The 24047-nt window shown below is 35.6% G+C and carries 15 protein-coding genes; 2 read left to right on the top strand and 13 right to left on the bottom strand.

Features of this window, described 5'->3' with window-relative positions:
- Window positions 1-26 precede the first annotated feature (26 nt).
- Window positions 27-1754 carry an ABC transporter ATP-binding protein gene (locus ACQKM9_RS00640; RefSeq protein WP_427731727.1) on the top strand — a complete coding sequence of 576 codons (1728 nt, stop codon included), beginning with the start codon at window positions 27-29 and terminating at the stop codon, window positions 1752-1754.
- Between the two features lie 394 nt (window positions 1755-2148).
- Here ACQKM9_RS00640 and ACQKM9_RS00635 read toward each other — a convergent pair whose 3' ends face one another.
- The 3 genes from ACQKM9_RS00635 to ACQKM9_RS00625 form a co-directional block, all read right to left on the bottom strand.
- Window positions 2149-2349, bottom strand: a complete 201-nt coding sequence (locus ACQKM9_RS00635) for a gamma-type small acid-soluble spore protein (protein ID WP_427731725.1) — start codon at window positions 2347-2349, stop codon at window positions 2149-2151.
- Window positions 2350-2428: 79 nt separating this feature from the next.
- Window positions 2429-2659, bottom strand: a complete 231-nt coding sequence (locus ACQKM9_RS00630) for a hypothetical protein (protein ID WP_427731723.1) — start codon at window positions 2657-2659, stop codon at window positions 2429-2431.
- 247 nt (window positions 2660-2906) lie between these two features.
- Entirely contained in the window at window positions 2907-4274 is a 1368-nt protein-coding gene (locus tag ACQKM9_RS00625) for a S41 family peptidase (protein WP_427731721.1), read from the bottom strand.
- Window positions 4275-4591: 317 nt separating this feature from the next.
- On the opposite strand from ACQKM9_RS00625, the gene ACQKM9_RS00620 reads away from it, so the two are divergent.
- Window positions 4592-5143 (top strand): hypothetical protein, encoded by a 552-nt coding sequence (locus tag ACQKM9_RS00620; protein ID WP_427731719.1) that lies wholly within the window; start codon window positions 4592-4594, stop codon window positions 5141-5143.
- 214 nt (window positions 5144-5357) lie between these two features.
- On the opposite strand, the gene ACQKM9_RS00615 is transcribed toward ACQKM9_RS00620, so the two are convergent.
- The 10 genes from ACQKM9_RS00615 to ACQKM9_RS00570 all read right to left on the bottom strand — a co-directional run bounded on the left by ACQKM9_RS00615 (window position 5358) and on the right by ACQKM9_RS00570 (window position 23717).
- Window positions 5358-5624 carry a hypothetical protein gene (locus tag ACQKM9_RS00615; RefSeq protein WP_427731717.1) on the bottom strand — a complete coding sequence of 89 codons (267 nt, stop codon included), beginning with the start codon at window positions 5622-5624 and terminating at the stop codon, window positions 5358-5360.
- Between the two features lie 237 nt (window positions 5625-5861).
- The gene (locus ACQKM9_RS00610) at window positions 5862-7415 is read right to left on the bottom strand and encodes an Ig-like domain-containing protein (protein WP_427731715.1); all 1554 of its coding nucleotides are present in this window, start codon (window positions 7413-7415) and stop codon (window positions 5862-5864) included.
- 65 nt (window positions 7416-7480) lie between these two features.
- Window positions 7481-12040, bottom strand: a complete 4560-nt coding sequence (locus ACQKM9_RS00605; RefSeq protein ID WP_427731713.1) for a S8 family serine peptidase — start codon at window positions 12038-12040, stop codon at window positions 7481-7483.
- A gap of 696 nt (window positions 12041-12736) precedes the next feature.
- On the bottom strand, window positions 12737-13429 hold the full coding sequence (locus tag ACQKM9_RS00600; RefSeq protein ID WP_427731711.1) for an LrgB family protein: 693 nt from the start codon (window positions 13427-13429) through the stop codon (window positions 12737-12739).
- Entirely contained in the window at window positions 13405-13800 is a 396-nt protein-coding gene (locus ACQKM9_RS00595; RefSeq protein ID WP_427731709.1) for a CidA/LrgA family protein, read from the bottom strand. The genes ACQKM9_RS00600 and ACQKM9_RS00595 overlap by 25 nt, the downstream gene beginning before the upstream one ends.
- A 108-nt stretch (window positions 13801-13908) precedes the next feature.
- Window positions 13909-14787 (bottom strand): LysR family transcriptional regulator, encoded by an 879-nt coding sequence (locus tag ACQKM9_RS00590; protein WP_427731707.1) that lies wholly within the window; start codon window positions 14785-14787, stop codon window positions 13909-13911.
- 571 nt (window positions 14788-15358) lie between these two features.
- Window positions 15359-15517, bottom strand: a complete 159-nt coding sequence (locus ACQKM9_RS00585; protein WP_427731705.1) for a hypothetical protein — start codon at window positions 15515-15517, stop codon at window positions 15359-15361.
- A gap of 315 nt (window positions 15518-15832) precedes the next feature.
- Entirely contained in the window at window positions 15833-19288 is a 3456-nt protein-coding gene (locus tag ACQKM9_RS00580; protein WP_427731703.1) for an S-layer homology domain-containing protein, read from the bottom strand.
- A 604-nt stretch (window positions 19289-19892) separates the two neighbouring features.
- Entirely contained in the window at window positions 19893-20717 is an 825-nt protein-coding gene (locus ACQKM9_RS00575; protein WP_427731701.1) for a pre-peptidase C-terminal domain-containing protein, read from the bottom strand.
- 435 nt (window positions 20718-21152) lie between these two features.
- The gene (locus ACQKM9_RS00570; RefSeq protein WP_427731699.1) at window positions 21153-23717 is read right to left on the bottom strand and encodes a GW dipeptide domain-containing protein; all 2565 of its coding nucleotides are present in this window, start codon (window positions 23715-23717) and stop codon (window positions 21153-21155) included.
- Window positions 23718-24047: the final 330 nt, after the last annotated feature.

Raw genomic sequence — 24047 nt, 5'->3', positions numbered from 1 at the left:
ATTTTCAGTAAATGAGGAATTATTATATGGATAGTATTTTAAAGGTTGATAACTTACATATTTCATTTGTCTCAAATCACGAAGTTTTTGAAGCGGTTAAAGGAGTTTCTTTTGAATTACATAAAGGAGAGACTTTAGGAATTGTCGGTGAATCTGGTTCTGGAAAAAGTGTTACTGCACGTTCCATTATGCGTTTACTTCCTTCTCCACCTGCGTTAATGACTGACGGTTCTATTGAATTCTCAGGAGAAACGATTTCTAATTTTACTGATCCCGAAATGGAAGCAGTTCGCGGAAAAGAGATTAGTATGATCTTCCAAGATCCAATGACATCTCTGAATCCCACGATTAAAGTTGGCAAGCAAATCGATGAAATCCTAACAAAACATCAACAGCTTACTTCTAAAGAAGCGAAAAACAGATCAATTGAAATGCTGCAACTCGTAGGGATAAAAAATGCCGAAGAACGTTACAATCAATATCCACATGAATTTTCTGGGGGGATGCGTCAACGTGCCATGATCGCTATGGCTCTCGCTTGCCAACCAAAATTACTCATTGCTGATGAGCCAACTACTGCGCTAGATGTAACTATACAAGCTCAAATACTGCGCTTAATGAAAAAAATGCAACAACAATTTGATACTTCGATTATTTTAATCACGCATGATTTAGGTGTAGTTGCCGGTATGTGTGACCGTGTCGTCGTTATGAAAGAAGGCCAAATTGTTGAAACGAATACGACTGAGGGGCTTTTCGCTTCTCCTCAACATCCATATACAAAGAAATTGTTGAATGCACTTCCTCGTATGGATGAAAAGAAAAAACCTAAAGGAAAGCTACATTTACCAGCAGATATTAACCCTGATAAACCACTGATTGAAGTACAGGATTTAAATCAGGTATTTCCACTTGGCAGTGGTCGTACATTAAAAGCTGTCGATTCTATTAGCTTTTCAATCCAACCTGGCGAAACATTAGGCCTTGTTGGTGAATCTGGTTCCGGAAAATCAACTACTGGTCGATTACTATTACAGCTACAAAAAGCTACACACGGGGAAATTTTATACAAAGGTATGGCTATTAATCGATTGAATAAGAAGGAAATGAAACAGCTGCGCAAAGAGATTCAGATTATTTTCCAAGACCCTTATGCCTCTTTGAACCCGCGCATGAAGGTGTTGGATATTATAGGTCAATCTTTAGATATTCATCAATTATGTAAAACAAAAGCTGAACGACTTGCACGTGTGGAAGAATTGTTAGAACTAGTTGGCTTACAAAAAGAACATGCGATGCGCTATCCACATGAATTCTCTGGTGGCCAACGTCAAAGAATTGGCATTGCGAGAGCTCTAGCTGTTGACCCAAAATTTATCGTTTGTGATGAGCCACTATCTGCACTCGATGTTTCCATTCAAGCTCAGGTCGTCGATTTGCTAAAGGATTTGCAAGCAAAGCTCGGCTTAACGTATTTGTTTATCGCACATGATTTGTCGATGGTGAAGCATATTAGTGATCGCGTCGCGGTGATGAACGCAGGGAAAATTATTGAACTCGCAGATAGTGAAGAGCTCTATAGCAACCCGATTCATCCGTATACAAAATCATTATTAGCTGCTGTACCTGTTCCTGATCCTTCTATTGAATCGAAGAAATTAAAAAAAGAAGCGGTAGAAGTACAGACTTATGACTTCAGTCAAGGTACTTTGCAAGAAGTTAAGCCTGGTCACTGGGTACTTGCGAGTAAATAAATAATTAATAAGATGCGTAGTCATGTAAAAAGTGGCTACGTATTTTTTTGTCTTTCCTCTTATGGTCTTACTATACTGACATCAATGAAGGACTCACTATTATTTTTGATACTATCGAGATAGTAATGAACACTTACTCATCTCTTCCTATATTAAATGTTGTATAGAAAGAATTTATGAGAGTTCTTTATTCAAATTGGTATATCGAAGTAGTAATAACCTGTTTCTTTTCATCAAAATCAAGCCTTCCTTCAATTCCTTTTCCCCGTTAAAACACTGCTGCATATAGCATGTTCTTTTTACATCACATATTTCTCTATACAAAAAAACCCTAACCTCTAAAGAGTTTAGGGATTAAATTGTGCCCATTGTTTAAACTAACATGGTTTCACAATTAATTTGGATATTGGTTTTGATTTTTGTTTTTTACTTCTTCACTATTCGTATCACTATACATTGCAGTATCTTGTCCGCCATTTCTTGCAAGCATTGCTTTTACTTCATTATAAGACATGCCGGACTCTGCATTTTTTCTTTTTACCTCATCAATATCTGTTCCAGAAGACGTAAAATTGCCCTTGCCATTATTATTCATAAAGACACCTCCATTTTAGTATGCCATTATGTTCCCTCAAGCTCAGGTTTTTATAAGTGTAATGTATGGAACACTCAATTCAATTGAACGTTTTTTTACTCTTGTCCACTCTGAAGTATTCAGATATTTGAATTACGCGAACATTACTTGTATGAAGTTCGTGGTATATGCCTCTACTATCCGTAAACGTTATATATTGCTCCCTCTCACTTTGAATGAGCTCTTCCGCCTTTTCTTGAGACTCGATATGGATAAACCTTCTAATATAATGCTCTTCATCAAAGAAGTATGTTATTTTGAATTCTTTCATTATAAAAATCACCTCATATATATTCTCTTATTAATTGGTTTCAGTTTTGTTTATGATGTACAAAATGTCTTTCTTACATCCAATTTAGCAGTTTGTTTTAATGGATTTTTATTGACTAAGTAAAAGAGATCCATGATTTATAAACTGTATACTGCTATTATCCCTTTTAGAGACTAAAATCCCCCAATTAAGCATTGGAGGATTATTGTTAATAGTATCGTTTGATTTGGTGATTAGAGTAATTTGGTTATTTAGAAATATTAAGCTCTGCATATGCACTTTTGGCCTTTTTCGTTTTACTCGTTAGTACAACATAGTATTTAGTACCCGCTTTTAGCTGTTTGTTTGGTGTTAGTTTTAATTGTTGGTTTGATGTTTTTTGAACTTTAATTGATTGTTGTTTGCCAGCAATTTGTAGTAGTGATACTTTAGTATCTTTCAGTGTGCTCCAGTTCATTTTCGTACTACTTTTTATAGTGATCGTTTTCTGAGCTGTTGTTTGATTAATATTCGAGAGTTTGTTATACCCTTTTAGTTGTTGCTTTAAGAAATCTCGGTGGCTATATTCGATTTCTTTACCGACTGGTGTTTTAACATTTGGTGTGATGCCTTTTTTTTGTATTTTAGTGTAGTTTGGTCCCATGAACTCTCCGATGGTTAGTTTTAACTGGCTACCATCTTTTAAAGGAAATACTTGCTGCATAACACCTTTCCCATATGTTGTTTGCCCATATAATTTGGCTGCTTTTTGATCTTTTAGTGATGCTACTGTCATTTCAGAAGCGCTCGCAGAGTTAGCATCCATAGTAATTGATACGGGTGCATTCCATCTAATCTTTTGCCTTATCGGCTCTGTGTAGTAGGTTTCACTATCCTTATATTTAAACAAATAAGCTACTTGCGCCTTCGGAAACAAGCCAATCACTTCTTCAGCTGCAGTAATGTATCCACCACCATTACTTCTTAAGTCAAAAATCCACCCTTTCATACCAGGCATTGATTTAATAGCCTTTTGAATCTCTTTGCTACTATTTTCCGCATAACTATTGAGACGTATGTAACCAATGTTACCTGCTAGTTTTTCAGTTTCAACATTGGGTATGTTGATGACTTTACGGATTAACGTTTTCGTAAATGTACTGTTCGTTTTTGAGCGATATATGGTCAAAGTTACTTTGGTGTTTGCTTTTCCCGTAATAAGCCCAATCGTTGTTTGAACTGCTTCTCCCGCCAAATTCTTACCATCGACTGCCTTGATAATATCTCCTGCCAGTATGCCCCCGTTATCTGCGGGTCCGCCTTTAATAGTAGAGATAATTTTCAATCCAGTAGCATGTTCTTCAATGGTCACACCGATTCCGACTAACTTCATATCAATCGAATTCGTAAAATCCTTATATTCCTCTTTCGTCATATAAACGGAATACGGGTCTAGCTGTTTTGTTAAATCCCCGATAGAAGTACTATTTAACACTGATTCTGACACATTTGGATAATAGTACTTTTTCACTAACTGCTTCACTTCATCCAGTGGTTCTGCCGCATAAGCAACCGATGTCGTAAAGAAAACACATAAGGCAATAAGACTTAATACATAAATCCGTAGTTTTTTCATGGTATCCCTCTTATACTAGTAAGTTTATTATTTATTTTACCATTATATTGAAATTGATGATAGTTATGTAATATTAATATTCTACTACTTTTCACAATACACTATGTTAATGCGGAGTTGCTTGAGTAATGTGGTGATACCGAATGCCAAAATTTAAGAAGATGGCATCTAAACACTAACAGAAAACAAACGGTTGTGATGATACGGAAATCGATCGCTTTGTTTAAATTAAAAGACCTATAAATACCTTTTTTGACGTTCCATGTCCAATATTATAAAATAAATACATATATTTCATAATAAAGGGAGTGATAACCATGAAGTTTCTTACGCGTTTTCTATGTGCTTTTGTACTGCTTTTTTCAATAAGTGCAGTTGTAGTACCCATTAATTCTCATGCGCAGAGCATTAAAGTAAACAAATCGTTTAAAAGTGCTGCAAAAAAAGGGCAACTTCTTGGTAATAAAGGCTATGTCGGTATGTCTTACAAAGAATTGAAGAAATCGGTACCGGGTAAAGCTATTGTTGCCGAAGCTGTAAATGTCTATTATGCTAAAAGAGGCGGTACTATGTATGGATTTGAACAATTTAATCCACATACTGGTACAATCTCGTATAAATTTAAAAGTACTGATGATGTCGAGTACATTTCTAACAGTTATTCTGGTAAATTAACGCACAAACAAATGATAAAGTATTTTGGTCATCCTGTTGGGAATCGTACATATGGTACCAAAAACAAGCTTTATAAATCAGGTGTCTACTATATCGGCTTCCGTAGCTATAAATCGGGTAAAGGTTATATAACAGATATCGCGATTGGCACACGCGATATGATGGATTTAGCTGCATATTTTAATGGATACTAGTATCCATTAAAAATAATTGAATATAATGTGAGTTTAAAAAAAATGAAAGAATACTTAAAGAGCCAGCGATTTTCACATAAATCGCTGGCTCTTTAGATTTACTATATTACGTAAGTTTTTTGCAATTTCTACTAAAAGTGTGAGATTGATTACTAAGTATCGCTTAACCAGATTAACGTTAAACTATTAAGACGTATGTATCCAATGTTGCCTGCTAGTTTTCTGTTTCAACATTGGGTATGTTGATGACTTTACGGATAAACGTTTTCGTAAATGTACTGTTTGTTTTTGAGCGATATATGGTCAATGTTACTTTGGTATTTTCTTTTCCCGTAATAAGCCCATTCGTTATTTGAACAGCTTCTCCCACCAAATTCTTGCCATTGACTGCCTTGATAATATCTCCTGCCAGTATGCCCCCCGTTATCTGCGGGTCAACATTTAATAGTAGAGAAAGAATAAAGGTATTTAAATCGTTCAATAAAAAACGTAGCTATAAAAGACTAGGTAACTTCACCCTTTGTCTTTATAGCTACGTATATAAAAGGAACTGAACACAAAACAAAAACTCAATTATTTTTGATTATTGAAATTGAAGGATTTATCTTAGCAAATCTTTACTTAACAAATATTCGATATATACCCCTGAACTCATCATTTTAAGAATTTACTTCACATGATATCCCTCTTCATTTCAAATCACTATATTTCATTCTTCTTATTTCTTAACAGTAATCACTTTTGCTTTGCCTACATTACCTGACTTGTCTTTCGAATAAATTGACAACTTCGTATTCACTTTCTGTTTTTTAATAGCGACTGAGAAAGTACCTTTCTTAGATACTGTAGCTGATCCAATCATCTTATTGCCCGCTTTCACATAGACTTTTGAACCAACTTCAGCTTTCCCAGTTACCTTGGTAGATGTTGTTCTCACTGAATTTACTGAAGGTGTTTTTGGTGCAGTCTTGTCTATTACTATCATTTTCTGAGAAGCACTTGTATTTCCTACATCATCTGTTGCAGTAAATGTTAGGATAGTACCTGCTTTTTGAGAATTGATAGTAATAGAAAATACACCGTTTTTATCTGAATAACCTGTACCGATATATTTCCCTCCGACTTTGATAGTTACTTTTACTTCAGCTTCTGTTGTTCCATTTACTTTACGGTCTTTGTCAGTGACTGTCTTGACAATTGGTTTCGTTGGAGGTGTTTTATCCTCGACTATAATCGTTGTTTCAGAGCTCACTTTATCAGAAGCATTTGCCGTTACATAAAGAATTGTTCCTGCTTTAATCTTTACATTCAATGGAATAGAAAAAGTACCATCGGCTTTAGTAACGGCTTGTCCATAGAAATTATTTTTATCCGTTACTTTTACCAGTGCACCTGCATCTGCTGTACCCTTAATTTCCATACTTTCAGATGTTACTACATTGACTTCTGGGGCATGTGGAGTCACTGTTGGGTCAGGAACTGGTGTTGGATCCAATGGAATCGTCGGAACTGGATCTGGTTTTGGTGTTGGTACTACAGGTGTTGTTGGATCTGGATCTGGCTTTGGTGTTGGATCTGGTGTAGTTTTTTTAGCAACCAGTTCAAAAGCATTTGTTTTTGCAGTAATACTTTTATCTGCCAGGCTAACTGAAGCTGTGTACATACCTACTTTAGATTTTGAAGAGTCAAAACTAAAGCTATATGTCCCACCTTTAGTTGTTTTGACCGCACTCTCTGTATTTACTTTTACGCCTTCTCTTTCAATAAAAATATCAACAGTTTCATTGCTGACAGGCTTATTATCAAGCGTCACTTTTCCAGTTAGTTGGACCTTATCACCAATTTCATATTTAGATTTATCACTTTGCACACTTATGCTCTTTTTTGAAACTGGATTTGTATTTGTTAATTCAAAAGTAGCAATTGCAGGCGTTGCATTCTTTGCAGTAATTTGAATCGTATAAGATCCACTCTCGTATTTCTTAGGAGATATAGTTTTATATATGTTGCCGTTTCCATCCATTTCAGAATCTTTCCATTGGTAAGTTTCAACGACTGTATCCCCTTTCTTTACTCGCATAAGGGGAGCCGTTCCCGTTCCTGCTTTCCCGTCCTTTAATACCACTCCCGATACATTTATCTTATCTCCGGAAGTATATTGTGAGGTGTCAGTATTTACTGTAATTGTTACACTACTAGCTGCTAAGGCGGGAAAAACTACATTTAAAAATAAGAAAGTAGCAATTAAGCTTGTGATTAGGCTTTTTTTCAAAACATTCACTCCCATATTCGTAGATAAGAAGATGGGAGGCAATTTCTGCCTCCCTATTCTTTTTATTAGTTAACTGTAAATGATTCGAGGTTGCTTGAATCTGCTAGTGGAACTGGATTTTCATCGTTATCCCATACAAACACTTCGACTGTGTATTTACCTTTATCAAATGATTCTAACGGGATATCTATTCCAAAATTATTTCTTGATTTGCTATTAATCTCTTTCGATTTAACTTCTTTAAAGTAAACAACTGCACCATCTTCATCTTTGACTTGGAAGGCTACTGTTGGATTCAACATGTTTTTCCCTTGGTTTTTAATGTTTGTTTTGATGCTTACACTGCTATCTGTTGTGAAGGATGTGGCCTTTTTACCGTCTGAATCACGTGTTGAAACGGATTCAACACTTACAAAATAATTTGAAACGGTGAAATTAGTTTCTAGCTTTTCACTTTCAGCACTACCAGCAGCACCTATTAATAATTTGTAACTACCACTCTCAGCCAAAATATCCGGTGTAAATATAGCTTCATATTTTTCGCCTTCAGCAGTATCTAAATCTATTACATTTCCTTTTGGATCAATTACTTTTGCTTCCCACGTAATTGATTCCGTAGCTTCTGCAACAATATTAGCTGGATTTTCAACTGTAACATCCCCACCGCCATTTGCAATCTCTACTGATTTTACAAATGGTGCATTTAGGGCTGCCCCTTTATAAATAGCTATCGTTTTCTTAGTCACATGACCCGCAAGATCTGATACTTCGAAGACAATATCGTTTCTACCTTCATCTAACACTAACTGAACTTCTTGCTTGTGAGTTAATGATCTCATTTCATATGGCTCATCGAATTCATGTGTATATTCTTCACTGCCATTTACTAATAAGCGTAACTCATCAAAGTTATCTGCAACCGTTACTGTAACAATAGGATCTCCATCTTTTGTTGTTTCAGTAGGTTTTTCACTTTCATTCGTATCATTAGGATCCTTATTTTCATTTCCCTCATTAGTCATTTCACCTTCTGAAGCGGTAATAGGATCTTTACTTTCAGTTCCTTCATTCGGTTCTTTGCCATCATTAGGGTCTTTACTTTCTGGCTCTTCAGTAGAACCTTTACCACCCGTAGGTACGAAATTATTAGCTGGTAGATTACTTATAGAAAGACTAGGTGCCTGCGTATCAATAATTACTTGTCTTCTAAATTCAATTTTATTACCAACTTTATCGGCACCTGCAATGAAAATGTCATGCACACCATCTTCTGTGAATGTAATATGTGTTGCAAATTCATGTTTTTTTGTGACTTCATTGTATTTTAAAACTACATCTTGTTCAGTAGGGTTTAATTTATCACCCTTGATTTTCAAATACTCTACTTGTGATGCATCTGTTACATAGCCAGTAAAAGGTACTTCGCGTGTATCATAAACGCCCAGGGCTTCCGGTGTGTCAGATACGATATAAGGAATTGTATTGTCTCCAGGGCTTGACGTCTCTTGTCCACTATTATTAAATGCATAATCATATGCAACAACCTTAATGTTATCTTTAACATCAAATTTCTGTAAGTCTAATTTAAACGCATTACCTGTACCAGGATTTACTGAACCTAAGAGTTTATTGTCTAAATAAATCTCAAGATATTGTAATCCACTTCCTTTATTATCAGTAGCATTGAATGAAAGGATGCCCGTATTTTTACTGAAGGCGATGTTTGATACAACTGGTGCTGTGTTATCAACAATAACAGGGATTTTAGTTACTTGTTGTTCTTTACCTGCAAAATCAACTTTTGTTTTTACTTGATAATAATAGGTTCCATCTGCTGCTATTTTATTATTCAGTTTCCCATCCCATTGTGTATAAGATGGTTTATACGAATAAATAGAATTGTTACTTTTTCCATTATGATAATTTTTGCGTTGCTCTTTATCCGTACGTAGCTTACGCAATACATTGCCGCTTGTATCGGTAATCGCATATTCCACTGTTTTACTGTTTCGCAAGAATGAAAGCACAGGTGCTACTGCTTCATTTTCTCCATCTCCATTTGGAGAAATAGCAATCAAATCTTTGCTGTATTTTTTAGTAAATGGATTGTATCCAAGATAACTCCCTTGATCATCTACCGTTCCTGAAACGCCATAATAAGAGCCTGTGTCATAAATCATTTGATCTAAAACTGGTGGCTTATTCCAATTACCTTTAAACCCTAGGTATGGAATTGATAAATCTGGAAAGACGACATCTTGAGATTCATTTGTAAGCGTGATAAACCCTTCAACAAAGTAGCCATTCTTTTGGATGCTTTCTAATTCTGTTTTTGCATTTGAAAGGTCTATTTCAACAGTAATATCTTTAGAATCCCCTGCAAATAAAGTAATCTTTGGCGTGTCAATTTTTACTACTGCACCTTTAATAACTTGTTCCTTCAGAGCATTAGTTGCTGAAGTTCCTGAACCTTTCGTTGCATCAGTTAAAACAGATGCGCCTATATTATAAGTTGCATCTTCTTTGCTGAAGTTGGTAGCTGTAACAGTCATTTTGAACTTGTCAGTGCCAATTTCCTTCAACTCAACTTTACCTTCATTTGTACCCTTTGCTTCTACAAATACTGGCGTTGTAACAGCAGCATTCAACTGCATTAATCCTGCACCTTGTAAACGCGGTGAGTAAGCAATGTTGTCATTTGATGCATCCGTTACAATTTTCGCAGTATTCATCAATAAAGTTTTCGCGCGTTTCACTTTTTCTATACCTTTTAAACCTGGGAATAATTCTTGAACTTTTTCCAATACCAGTGCTGCACCACCTGATACATGAGGGGCTGCCATTGATGTCCCACTCATGACACCATACTTATCATCATTAAAAGTAGAATAGATTTGTCCGCCTGGAGCAGTAATCTCTGGTTTCATTTCAAGACTCGGAGTGACACCCCAAGAACTAGTAGCTGCCATTTGCCCCTTAGAACCATTAACAACCGTAGTCATTTTCCCATCAAAGTTTACTTTTCCTGTACCGCCTGCTGCTTTGATTTTTGTTTCTAAAGTGGTACCATCTGCTACACTTAAAGAAACAAGGGGAATTGTAGGGCTATTTAGTGCCATATTCACGTAATCGCCATGTGCTGCAGTTCCTCTAATAATGACACCTACTGCACCTGCTTTTTCAGCTTGAGCTTGAATTTCTCCATAGTTTGGATTCGCTGCTGTTCTGACTGCGAATACTACTTTACCTTTTACTTCTTTACCTTTATATTGTGCTTCACTTCCATCGCCAACATAGACAACATCTTTTTCAGGCGATTTCCCAAATACTTCTAGAGGTATTGGGGACGCCTGCGTTTTATAAGCGATTGGCAACGTTTCTTTCCCTATTTTCAATGTCATTTGATCTAATGTGATTTTATCATTCTCAATGGAAGCTACTGATATTGAATTGGCGGTAAGCCCAGGAGCACCGACTAAACCAATATCAGGATTTGAAGCTAACGGATTTTTCCCGTAATTATAGCTAAACTGACTAGAGTTACCAGCCGAAATAGACATTAACACTCCATTTTCAACAGCTCTTTCTACGGCTTTTTGCTCTAAACTATTTGAATCAACAAAGCCTGCAGTTGAGCCTAAACTCATATTCAATACATCTGCACCAAGAATGATTCCGTCATCAATGGCTTTAATATAAATATCTCCAAAAGTGTTTGGCATTGCTTGGTCATTACCAAACACTTTAAGTGCCAGTAATTGAGCCTGTGGAGCTACACCTTTTAATCCGTTACCTGTTTCGTCACCATTTGCTCCTACTGTGCCCGCTACGTGCATTCCATGCATTGTAGCATCAGGGCCAAGATCACGAATTTCTTTGTTTTTATCAGCGTAATTGTATCCATAAGGAACCTTCAAAGAGTAATATTCCCCAGGGAGATTATTATTTTTTACAAAGTCAGCTACTTTTCCTGATGTCAATTTATGTTTGGCATCTTCTTGTAAAACCATATCTTTATGGGTATTATCAATTCCTGTATCAATGATTCCTACAACCATGCCTTTCCCATCATAGCCAGCATTCCAAGTTTGAATGGCTTCCACCATGTCTTTACTTGATAGCATTGTAGGTTTTACAGTTGGTCTTTCATACTCATTTACAATGCTCACCGATTCAACATTCGGCAATTTTTCAAGATCCTCTATTTGACCAAATTCTATTTCTCCACTGACTCCATTGACAACAGTAGTGAAGGTATTTTCCACATCAAAATCAATCTTTTTTGTTTCCACAACTGTCATGAATTCTGATTGTTCTTCTTTCACAGTGTTTTGTAATTCTGTTTTCTTTTCTTTTGCTAAATCTTTATATCTTATACCTTTTTTAGTAGAGTAAGAGATGGCTGGGGCTCCTTCCAACTCAACTATTACCCTAACAGTGTCACTATCCTTATACTCATTCGTGACTTCTTCAATTTTTTTGTTCGATTTTTCAATCTTCACAAGTTTGTCGAGATCACTTGTTTCAGCTTTTGCAAAAGATGTGCTAAACGCAGCATTTGAAACAGTTAATAAAGAAACTAAACCAATAATCGCACTCTTTCTCAGTTTTTGAATTTTCTTCACTCGTTTCTCCCCTTTTTCAATTAGTGAAATAATAAACCCCCGCTCCTCTCTACTTAGAATAAAACCTAGTAAATTAAACTATTTTACTAGGTATCCAAAATGTATCATTCGAAATTTAGCTAGTAAATAGCGAAGACTGTAGTATTTTGAATATTCTAAAATATATTTTTAATGCATTAAAATATCTCTTTTTTATTTATTTTCTGTTTAAATTCACATTGTTAAGTAATGTTTTAGATTGAATACTTTAAAAGGAAAACATCAGAAATTTATCACAGAAAATATACAACTATTAGAGGGATTTCTCCCATCATCACTGTTTTTCTACATTATAAATAGACCTGTATTATTCGACATAACTATTGTTTCTTAATAACTATTTGATTGACTTAAACGCTTCCTCTTTTTGATTTCTGTTACATAGATCCTCATGTCACCTCTAGTTGTAACTAGTGGCCATTAACTACATGCTTTGTGAGATACAATACTTTTCTTTCATAGTTCCTTTCTCAAATATAAAAAGCCTTTATTCCTGTTAGAAGGAATAAAGGCTCTCGATCTATTGCTATAAGATTCACTATTTGAAGGTTAGTTTACTAAAGTAATCTAAAAAGCCGATTTCCACTTCAAGGAATCGACTTTTTTTAGCTGGTTCAACTAAAGCGCTCTTTAATGTAAGGGGTGGTACCAATTTTCCTACACGTTCAAAGTATGGATAAAAGGTGTTAGGATTAATGCCCAGATGACTGTAAAGATGGCAGTCAGAATGTAGGATACACTGGAGGTTGTTCCCGCTTTTTCCCCGATTGTAAACGCTTTTGCAGTTCCAAGTGCCTGTGCACCCAAACCGTACATCATGCCGATAGACAATGGATGCTTAATGGAAAAGTGCTTCATTATAGATGGTCCTATGAAGACACCTACAAAGCATGTCAACATACTAAAAAGAACAGTTATGGCAGGAGTCCCTCCAATTGATTCAGACAAACTGACAGCAATTGGAATGGTGACAATTCGAGGAATAATACTGAGCATATAATCCTTTCCCATTGCAAGCAGGTAAGTACATAAAATGCCAAAAACAACAGCAATCAAGGAACCGGCTGCAAGACTACATACAATCACGCGCCAATTTTTCGCCAGAAACGACCAGTTTCGATACAATGGAATGGCTAATGCAACGGTTACAACGTCTAACAATTTAGTTAGTGGAAAAGTGCCATTTGCATATTCTTTGTATGGTATATCCATTATCAAAAGGAGAACAATGAGCATAACAGGAGTGAGAATGATTGGTGAAAATAACAATCCTGTTTTTTTCCGATTAATCTTTTTCGCCAAAAAATAAAAAAGGACAGTAATAATTACATAAAAGATCTTGGTAACCATTTCCTTGCTTCACCATCTTTTCTTTCTAAAATCCTATCGGAGATGACACCTGTTGCTATCATCATAAGTGCTGTACCACTAACAACAATGAATAAAATACTTATGCCTTTGATGCCAAATATCCATGAGTATTCCATAAATCCAACGACTGCCGGTATGAAAAATAACATCATCTCGGAAATAATAAGCGTAGCCCCCACTTGCACCCAATTTAATTTAATCAAGCCTAAATGAAGACCGAAGAATAATAAAATCATCCCGATTATACTTCCTGGAATAGGTACATGAAGAAGAGAGACAATATAGTCACCGATCCAGGTAAATGCAATAATAACCCCTATTTGCAATAAAATTGTTAAGCCCTTTTTCAAGAGCAACACCTCCGAAATAGAACACTATGTAATATAGATCATTCTACTTGGAGATTCACTATTCGTAAAATATATAAAAGACATCAAAACTATTCCATGAAGTTATAGTCAGGTTTTTCCTTCCTGAAGATAAGTAATGAACTCCCGAACTGCATAGGAAAGATACTTATTCTTTTTATAAATCAATGCCAATTCCCAATCAACCTGAGATGAAGTAATCGAAACAATAGAAACCTGATCCTTAAATCGGTTTGCTACCGACTTAGGAATAACAGATATTCCAAATTGCGCCACTACCATCTCTCCAACGATATCCCATAAGGAACTTTTGTAGACTAAATTAGGTTCAAATCCCGATTGCAAACAGGCCTTCATTACCACATCATGCAGAACATATTCTTCGGTAAAAAGAATAAAGGCTTCCTCCTTTAATTCGGATAAAAGTACTGATTTTCTTTCCGACAGCCAATGATCGCTGTCAACAATGACAACTAGTTCTTCTTTGAATAAGGGGATGGATCCAAACACTTCAGAGTCAACTGGTGATACGGTAATACCCACATCCACTTCCCCTTGTACTACTTTTCTTTCTAATTGTTTCCCGCTAAATTCGACCATTTGCATTTCAATTTGCGGATAACCCTTTTTAAAATCAGCCAGCACGTTCGGAAATAACATTACACCCAAAGTCGGCATTAATCCCATTTTAATGGTTCCCTTTTTTACATGAACGACTTCGTTTACAGAAGAATGGATATCTTCCATCATCTGCAAAATTTTCAATGCTTGATCATAAACAATCTTGCCCGCATCTGTCAGCTCCACTTTTCTCTCCGAACGATCTAGCAACGTCACTTGAAGCTCCACTTCCAGGCTTTTTATCATTTTACTAATGGAAGGCTGAGATACATGAAGGCTCTCAGTTGCCTTCGTAAAATTCTTTTGTTTGGCTACTTCTACAAAATATTTAAGATGTTGAATATCCATTTTAAAACTCCCCGGTACTATAATTATAATTTCTTCCCGTCATACTTAATGGTTCCATATTTTCATTTCGAACAACCTTCTAATTCATTATATTTTATTGTGTTCGATTCTACATAATTGGGAAGATGATTTTTGGACATCCTTTTACATATTCATTTATTCTTAAAAGTGGTATCTCTCGATATACAATGAAAATTATATACCTCATTGTTTTTAAAGACCTTCATATTTTTATTGGTGGTCTTTTTTTTCTTATTACATACATGTTTAATTTCCTTATAAAGAGTTATTCTCCTCCCATCACTCGCGACAGTTATATCATAATGTCGGCAGTTTATAGGCGCGCCAAATAAGCACATACTATGTATCTCATGTACTTTCCTGTTTCCATGCCAATGCCATTTACTTATGTCGAGAGATTCTTATTAGAAACGTCGTGAGTTTCCCTCCTCCCCTAATCATTGAGTCGGTTCTTCAATTACTTCTCCATTTTTCATCCAAACAGTACTTAATTGTTCAGAATTTTCATATAATGTAATATCAATCATTAAGTACTCATCACTTTTTTCATCTATAAATTAGCTGATGATACGAGAACCTCATCTGGTAAGTTCTTCATTTCATCCGCTGGTATTAAGTTTGTATCTAATTCATCTCGATACAATTCTATTGTTTCATGACCAACGTCCTTCAAATCTACTTCTTCCTTAGAAACCTTTTCTAAAGCCAACCAAAAACGTCCTAGAGTCGTCATCTTGTTCACCCTTCCCTTTTTTAATCACAATTTGTTTTTGAAGCTCTTTTACCTTCATTCATGTTTCATTCCTCCTCCAATAAAAATAGCCCTAATACCAGTGGTATTAAGGCTTCTGATTCAATCATGATTATGATATATATTTGAAATCTCACTTATTACAGCAAACAGAAAACCCCTAACCTCCGAAGAGATTAGGGGCTAGTCACTAAGACTTATTCTGTATCAATTGTTCAAACTAACGTGAAGTTCACGACTATTTGGGTGACTGTACACCAATTGATTGGTTAATTATTTAATTGATAGTGTTGGTTTAGCAGCGCCATCAGCAGTAGCATCAGTTAATGTAATTACACCAGCTGCACTTGTTACTGTTGCGAAACGTTTATCAGTAGCTTCAATTGCAACAGCTAAGTTAGTTGCAGTTACTACGTTTGTTGAACCAACCGTAAAGTCAGTACCCGCTACATAAGATTTACCGTTAACAGTGATTACATCACCAGAAGATAAGTTATTAGAAATAGTAAATGCATATACACCTGCAGTAGCAGTAGCAGCAGTTACACCTTTTCCTAATGTAATAGTTTTAGCAGTAGCTACATCTGCAGATTCTAAAGCCGTACCAGTCAATGTGATTTTAGCGAAATCAATTGTACCATGAGCAGCTAAACCTTGGATTGCAGTGTTAACATTAGATAGAGTATTATTTCCATCAGAATATCCTAAAGTTACAGTTACTTCTTTGTCAGAAGAATTGTATGCAGCTGAAGGAGTTGCAGCAGTTGTAGATCCTACAAATTTAATTTTCAAGCCATTGTATGCAGCTTGATCTTCACCTGCAGTTACAGTAGCTGTAACTGTTTTAGTGTCTACTGTTACATCGCCCTTAGCTAGAACTTCTGTAGCACCTTTAATGTTTTGTTTAGTTGTAGATAAAGTTGAAATTTTATTTACAACTGGTTGAGTTACAGGTTTAGCAGTAATTGCACTATTTGAAGATCCATCAGTAAATTCTACACTGTCAGCAGCTACAGCTACAGTACTTGAAGTTGATGCACCCGTTACATTTAATACAACTTTATTTCCTGAAACCGACTTAATAGATCCAGATGCAACACCAGTAAGTGTAAAGTCAGCATAAACGACTGAAGAAGCTTTTAAGTCTTTATCAAATGTAACTGTAAGTTCATCACCAGCAGCGTTTAATTCTGCTTTAGTAATTGTACCAGTTACAACAGAACCATTTTCAATTTTCTCAATTTCAAGAACGTAAGTGCCATCTGTACCTTGAACAGCAGAAACAGTTACTTTTTTCTTAGCTGCAAGTGCATCTGTTACATACTCTTCGAATTTAGCTTCGTTAATTACAATGCCTTGTTCGTTTTTGAATGAAGAAGTTGAATATTTAATTGCATCATAACCAGCAAATGTTAAAGTATTTTTAGATGTATCAATACTTGAAATTACACCAGTGTAAACTGCAGGTAATTGAGAACCTTTAGTAAATGCAATTGAAGCTGTTTTGTTTGGTAAGCTTGCTTGTGAAGCAGAAGCATTTACAGTTACGTTAGATCCAACATTTTCAGAAGTTACTGCTAATACTGCTTTACCAGCAGAAGCATTCACTTTGATAGTTTCAGTTGTACCTTTTTTAACTACTTTACCATTAGCTGTAACATCAGCAAAGTGAGCTGTTACTTGGTAAGAAACTTCGTAGTTTCCATTACCAGTGAAGTACTCAAATTCATTTTGATCTACAGAATCGTAGTTAAAGTATGCAGTTTTAGTAGTTGGTAATGTAGTAACTTCTTTACCATCTGCATCTACAACAGTTAATAGTGCATTATTAACTACTGCATTTACGAAGTAAGTTGTTTCACCTACAATTTGTAAATCAGCTTTATCTAATCCAAATTCTTTACCGTTTTCTAAGTAAACAGTTGGAGCAGCATAAGCATCATGATCACCTACTAAAGTGAATGTTGCTTCACCTTTTGTACCTGTTACTGAAATTTCATGACGAACAGTTTTATTTGCTTCTACTCTAGAAGTACCATTTAAAATGTAAGCTTTTTTATCAGTGCTATAGCTTCCTTCAGCAAACGTTACATAAGCTTTAGTACCAGCTGGAGCTACTTTACCATCTTTGTCAGTAACAGTTACAGTGTAAGAACGTCCACCTTCACCAGTACCTTTGTTGTTAGCATTGCCAACATTAATTGCAGCAGCGTTTTGAACGCCTTCAGCTTTAACTGCTAAACCTAAAGTATGGCTAAGTGCGAATGTAACAGTTGCTGCTTTAGCTTGTAACTCAGTTGAAGCTAATTTATCATCTTTAGTAGCAGCGTCAACGAAAACGATTGGCGTTACAGCAGCATTAGAACCAGTAACTGTGAATGTTGCTTCACCGTTAGCATCTAATTTAACTTGTACTTTATTTACGCCACCAGTTGTTACTTGAGATGGGTATGAAGCGTTACCTGAAATACCTGTGTCTTCAATTGATGCTCCACGAACTAATTTGTCAGGAGTTACGTTTACATTTTCAGCAAATGCAACGTTTACATAGTTGTATAATGCTTTATTGTTAGCATCATATGCAGTTGCATAGTTTTGAGCTTTAACTTTGTAAACTTTTTTAGAACCGTTTGCTAATGCATTACCAGTTGTTACTTCAGTAATAGTTAAACGTTCAGTATTACCCCAGTAAACTTTAGCAGCAGTAGCTTTTAATGATGCGTTACCAGTTGGATAAGCTTCAACAGTATCATCTGTACCTGCTACATATTGAGTGTAAGAGTAAGAAGCTACTCCGTTAGCATCCGTAAATGCTTCAGCAGTGATTTTCTTACCGAAGTTACCTACAGAAGTATCTGCAGAGTTAGTGATGTTGAATGTTACAGCGATACCTTCTTTAGATTGTCCAGCTGGAACATCAACTTGAGTTTTAACAGTTACTTCTTTACCGATAATACCTTGTAAAGAAGGAGTTACGTTAGTGATAGCTGTTGGTAATACGTTAGATACACCTTTGAATGTACGTGATTTCACGCCATCAAGAGCTACAGTGTAAGTTTTACCACCAGTTTGAGCAGCAGTTGTTAATACAATAACTTTGTCGTCAGTTTGTTTAACTGAAGCGTTAGTAACTTCTAAGCCTTCGATTTTGAAACGTCCAGCTGAGATATCGCTAGCTTTTTGAGCTTCTGCGAATGTTACTTCAACAGTTGTGTTGTTAATAGCTTTAGCTGCATCAACTACAGTTTTCACTACAACGCCGTCTTTGTATAGTTTTTCTTGACCTTTGTAAGTTACGATACCGTTAGCGTATTTCCCTTTGATAAATAGTTTACCAGAGTTTTTACCAAGACCTGTTAGTAATTTACCATCTTGGTACCATTTTTTAGAAGAACCGCTTCCTACCCAGCCGCTACCTTTTTTACCAGCTTTGTAGTATACGTTTTTGTAAAGGCCAGTGCCTTTTTTACCTGTTTTGTAATAAGTATTTTTGTAAAGGCCAGTGAATTTCTTACCGTTCTTGTAAAGAACACCTTTGTAAGATTTGTAACCTTTCACCGCTTTACCTGATTTTGCAGATACCAATTTACCTTTAGAAACTTTTACAGTTGCTGCTTTTGCGAAAGCTGTATCAGCAGCACCAGATACTGCGAATGATCCTGTTAATACTGCTGCACCGATTGCTAGTGATGCGACAGGTTTTACAAATTTTAGATTGAATTTACCCATTTTTAAAAAATCCTCCCTTATTGGATATGATTAGCATTTCGCTGTTTTGTTTTTCATCAGCTAATCATGCTTAAGCCTAATTATCGTTTATATATAGGAGAATTTCCACCCTTTTTTCTTCCATAGATTTGTAGTTATTCGTTACTTTAATACTATAATGCTATGTTTAACAAAATTATTAGTAAAACTGAGAGATATTAGCAATTTTATACAAAACCTATGAGATTATTACGATAACGACTGTAAAGTTAGTAATATAATACCAATTAAGGTATTTTTTTAACAAAATACTTAAAAATATATCATAACTTATACTGCTAGTTTCTTTCTTGTAACATAAGACACATGCTCATATAGAAGATAACTGCCCTACTCTTCTTCTTTCTTGATCCGCTCGCTAATATTTATATAGAGTTTCTTCCTATTATATAGCAATATTTTCACTATTCACACGCATTATTGTAAGCGCTATCATTTTATTGTTTGTGATTTATATGATTCTACTTTTAATAACATGCCTATTCTTCCATTACAAATATTACAACCTGCATGTTAAATGTTACAGGTTGTAATATTTCTTTTACGTCACTAGTGACGCTATTTTCTACTTAGTAGTATTCACTTTAATCGTGTAAGGTGCTTTGTCATAATCAGATGAGGTTCCGAAATATACTCCACTTGATACATTCACATAGTATGTTCCTTTATCTACTGTTACCGTACCTGTGTGTGTTAATGTATTGTTTAATGATTTCATCTTCAGTTGTTTGATTGTTTGCTTCTCGCTATTTTGTAGTGCAATTTTAAATGGCGCTTTTAGTTGTTTCTTTACTGTAATTTGGAGCTTCGTCTTTTTAGGCACTGTGACTTTGTAATAATCTTTCCTATCATACATCTTAATGTCTGCTTTATATGTGCTACCAAGCTTGATCGGTGTCGCAGTTTTTATCGTGTTGTTGTTTTCCTTTTCGTAGTTAGATGCTGCTTTGAAGGATACTTTGAACTTTACTTTCTCAACATTCCCTTCTGTGAAGGCAAATACATAGTAAGTTCCCTTTTTTACACCGACTGAATCGGTCATAATTGATTTGTTGTAATCGGCTTCTTTTGAACTGATGGCATAGCTAATAATTGGTGAATTCACTTTCGGATCAAGTATGCCTACATTTTCTAAGCCACTCATAAGGAACAGCGTGAATTCTTTGTTTTTTGGGGACTCGATTTGAAGTTTTGCAACCCCATCTTTTGGTATTTTCACTTGATACATATTCCCTGCTTCTTTGTTTTCATCCATAATCAATGTTTTTGATAGCGTTTTGTTTAGTGGGATTGTTTCATAAAATTCCTCAGCATGGCCTATAGTACTGTTTAGACATACGGATATCATGACCATCACCGCCATCATTACTATGTACTTCATCATTTTCATTTCTTTCATCTCCAATCTATTTTGTTCTTTTTTAGTATACTAGTAATTTGGCTTTAAACCAATATTATCCATATACATTATTTTGTTGTGGGGGTGGTTTGTTGCGTTTTCTGAGGTATTTATTGCGCTAACTCGAGTGTTTGTTACGTTAAATTCGTTGTTTGTTGCGTTAACTTAATTGTTTGTTATTTAGCAGAATATTCACGTCCTGATTGATGATGTTTTTTAGTTATGTGAGCAACATGTATTGGAGGAATCTCTTTTTGCACCTTTTTATGTGTTTTTGTATGATCTACTTGAATTGTAATACTCCCTTAAATGATTGTTCTTTAGAATGAATCCGCATTATTTGGTGGAATTTGTGGAGTTTTAGATGATGGAATTTTTCTCTTTAGACAAAATAAGACCCCCTGCGTTTGCAAGGGGCCTTATATATTAGAATGTTGTTAATAGGCTGCCACTGATCCATAGTTTTTTGCCTGATTTAGGGGCATATACTTGGTACCATGTGTCTTTTCCTACTTTTTCTTTTTTCTTGTTACCGAAAATAGTATAGACGTGTTTAAGTGGTGTGTTGTTTGGCACTACTTCTTGGATTGTATCACTTGCTGTTGCTCCTGCACTTGAGCGTAGGTTTGATTCGTCTTTTGTGAACGATAGATTATCTAGCGTAATCTCGTCCGTGCGTACCCAACCTTGTGTGCCATTGTAAGCAATACGTAACCAGCGTGTGTTTTTGCCACTCGAGTTTTTAAAGTCACGTACATCTGTATGATAAGCCTTTAATGTGATCACTTTTTCTTTTCCGTAAGTTCCAATCTTTTTCGAATACGCGTATGGCATATAATAGATGTTCAAGCTACTCGCTGATACTGTTGCTGTTACATCTGTTGGTAATTTTACGAATTGCGCTGGTTGCGCTTTAGATTCTGGCAGAATATGATCATATTCTTTTGGTGCTGTCATAACTTTTGTACTCGCTGTTTTACCGCTGTAGTCAGATGAACTATAGGGTTTCATCTGTGCCATTAGGTTGGCAATTTTACGACTCCATTCTTTGTCTGTCGCATATTTTACATTCATACCTAATAATGTCGGACCGTTGTAATAAGCACCTGTAGTAGTTAGGTAATCACGGTAGATTTTATATGCGTAGGCATTCAATCCATCTTTTCCTGTTGGGAAGTACTTCGCACATGTGAAAGCACATGTGTCATATGCTTGGAAACCAAAGTAGTTGTTTTTGTACTGTGAAATAGCTGAGCTGCCCCAACCTGTTTCTAAAATTGCATGGGCTAGCATGAACTGTGCGTTAATACCTGCTTCGTTTTGAACTTCTAAGAATGATGGTACTAGTTTGTAAAGTACATTGTCTGTCGTTTTTCCTTTACTAATCAGGAACGAGCGCATTTGTGTAGCTGTTAGATCTGTTGGTTTTCTTAAGTTAAGTGCAATATATGGATTTGTTTCTACGTAAGCTGAATTGATCCATACTGTTTTGTTTGATAATGTACCTTGGTACCAAATACTTGAGCCGACTTTTTCTGTGCGAGTAACTTTGAATGTTTTTGCACGGTATTTACTTAAGTCGTAGACGATGTTATTTGTTGTACCATAAGGGATATTATAAGCACTGCTTGTCCCTGCAATGTAAGTTGTAAATTTAGTTGTATCTACAAGTGAATTATCGTATGTAGTTACATCACTTGCCTCTACCCATCCTACTACAGTTGTTGATGTGTCGTTTGTGCGGCTAATTTGGTAATATTCTTCATCTTCGAATGACGCTTCTTTTTTTATGTAGAAGGTTTCATTGGTATATGTGCTACCTGCTAAGATATAGTCTTCTAGTTTTGTGATATCTTTGTAGATTTTCACTGTGTTACTAGAAAGTCGACCAAGGTAGCTCGCGTCCGTTTCTTCTGGTTCTGCTGCTACTTCGACATATGCCTTTGTATATTTTGATGAAATCCAAATTGTTTTTGTACCGATTTTACCTTGGTACCAATCTGTGTTACCAATTCTTTCTGTTTTTGTTACGACAAATTTTGCGTTTTTATATTTTGTTAGGGTTTTGATGGCAACATCATTTGTGCCGCCCCAAATTTTCGTATAGGCTGATCCTGTTCCAGTTAACGAAAGGGTTTTAGATTTTGTGCTGATTGCTTTATGGTTATAGGCTGTTGCATCTGTTGATTTGATCCAGCCGATGACGCCTGATGTTGCACTTTCTTTAGTGCTTAGTAGGTAGTATTTGCTTCCTTTATATGTAGCTTTCTTTTTAACATATAAAACGGTGTTGATATTACTAGTTCCTGCTTTTGTATATGTTGATGCTTTAGTGATATCTTTGAAAATTTTAGCTGAACTGCTTTTAACTTTAGCTACGAAACTAACGCTCGTTTCTACAGGCTTTTCTGTTGGAACTTCTGAAGTATCAACAGTTGGCTTTGTTGATAGATGGCTGTTGTGAATCCATACTGTTTTGCCATTTAGCTTACCTTGGTACCATTTGCTTGTTGATGTAATTGTTGTTGTAGCTGTAAATTTAGCGTTTTTATATGTTTTTAATGATGTGTAGATTGCATCTGTACTTCCCCAAGGACTAACATATCCTCTACCGGAGCCTTTTAGATAGAATGTTTGAGCTTTTGTTGAAGTTAGGCTGTAGTTTCGGATATTAAGGTCGGTAGATTTTACCCAGCCTAATTGTGTTTTTTTCGTATCTCCGAATTTGTAGATGGCATAGTATGTCACTCCACCTGTTGTGGCTTTTTTATTGCTCATCATTACTTGTTTTGTTTGAGCTGTTGTTGCGGCTTTGCTTGTAGACTTTGCGTCTGGTTGTTGATAGATTTTCGCTTTTGTAGATTTAATGACTGTGATCTTGCTAATTGCCGTTGTTTTGTAGCTTTCCGCAGCTTCGGTGCCGTTAGCTCCAATGACGAAAATTGCTAGTAGTAAGGTACAGATGATTGTCCAACCGTGTTTTTTTATCATATTCTACTTCCTTTCTTTTTCACTTTAATAGGTTCATATACGCGTCAGAAATGTTGGATACTGATGGTTATCGCTTGGGCTTTTTTAAGTTACGTCGACAAAATAGGTGGTCATTAGATATTGGCAATCATATAGCTGGTGTTTGCGTACAATGGTTAAATTGATGCAGAACTATAGACTTTTGCCTTATAAAAATGAGATTACTAGAATACACACATTCCATTATATAGTAAATTATATTAAAATTGTGTTGTAATACTTAAATTAGTTCTTTATCATCACATCTTATGACTTATGTAATTGTCGATATATTTTAAAAAAGCAGAGAAT

It is taken from the genome of Viridibacillus sp. NPDC093762 (assembly GCF_050279675.1).
GTDB lineage: Bacteria > Bacillota > Bacilli > Bacillales_A > Planococcaceae > Viridibacillus.
The sequence above is the reverse complement of the archived record's forward strand: the minus strand, read 5'-3'. Positions and strand labels throughout refer to the sequence as shown.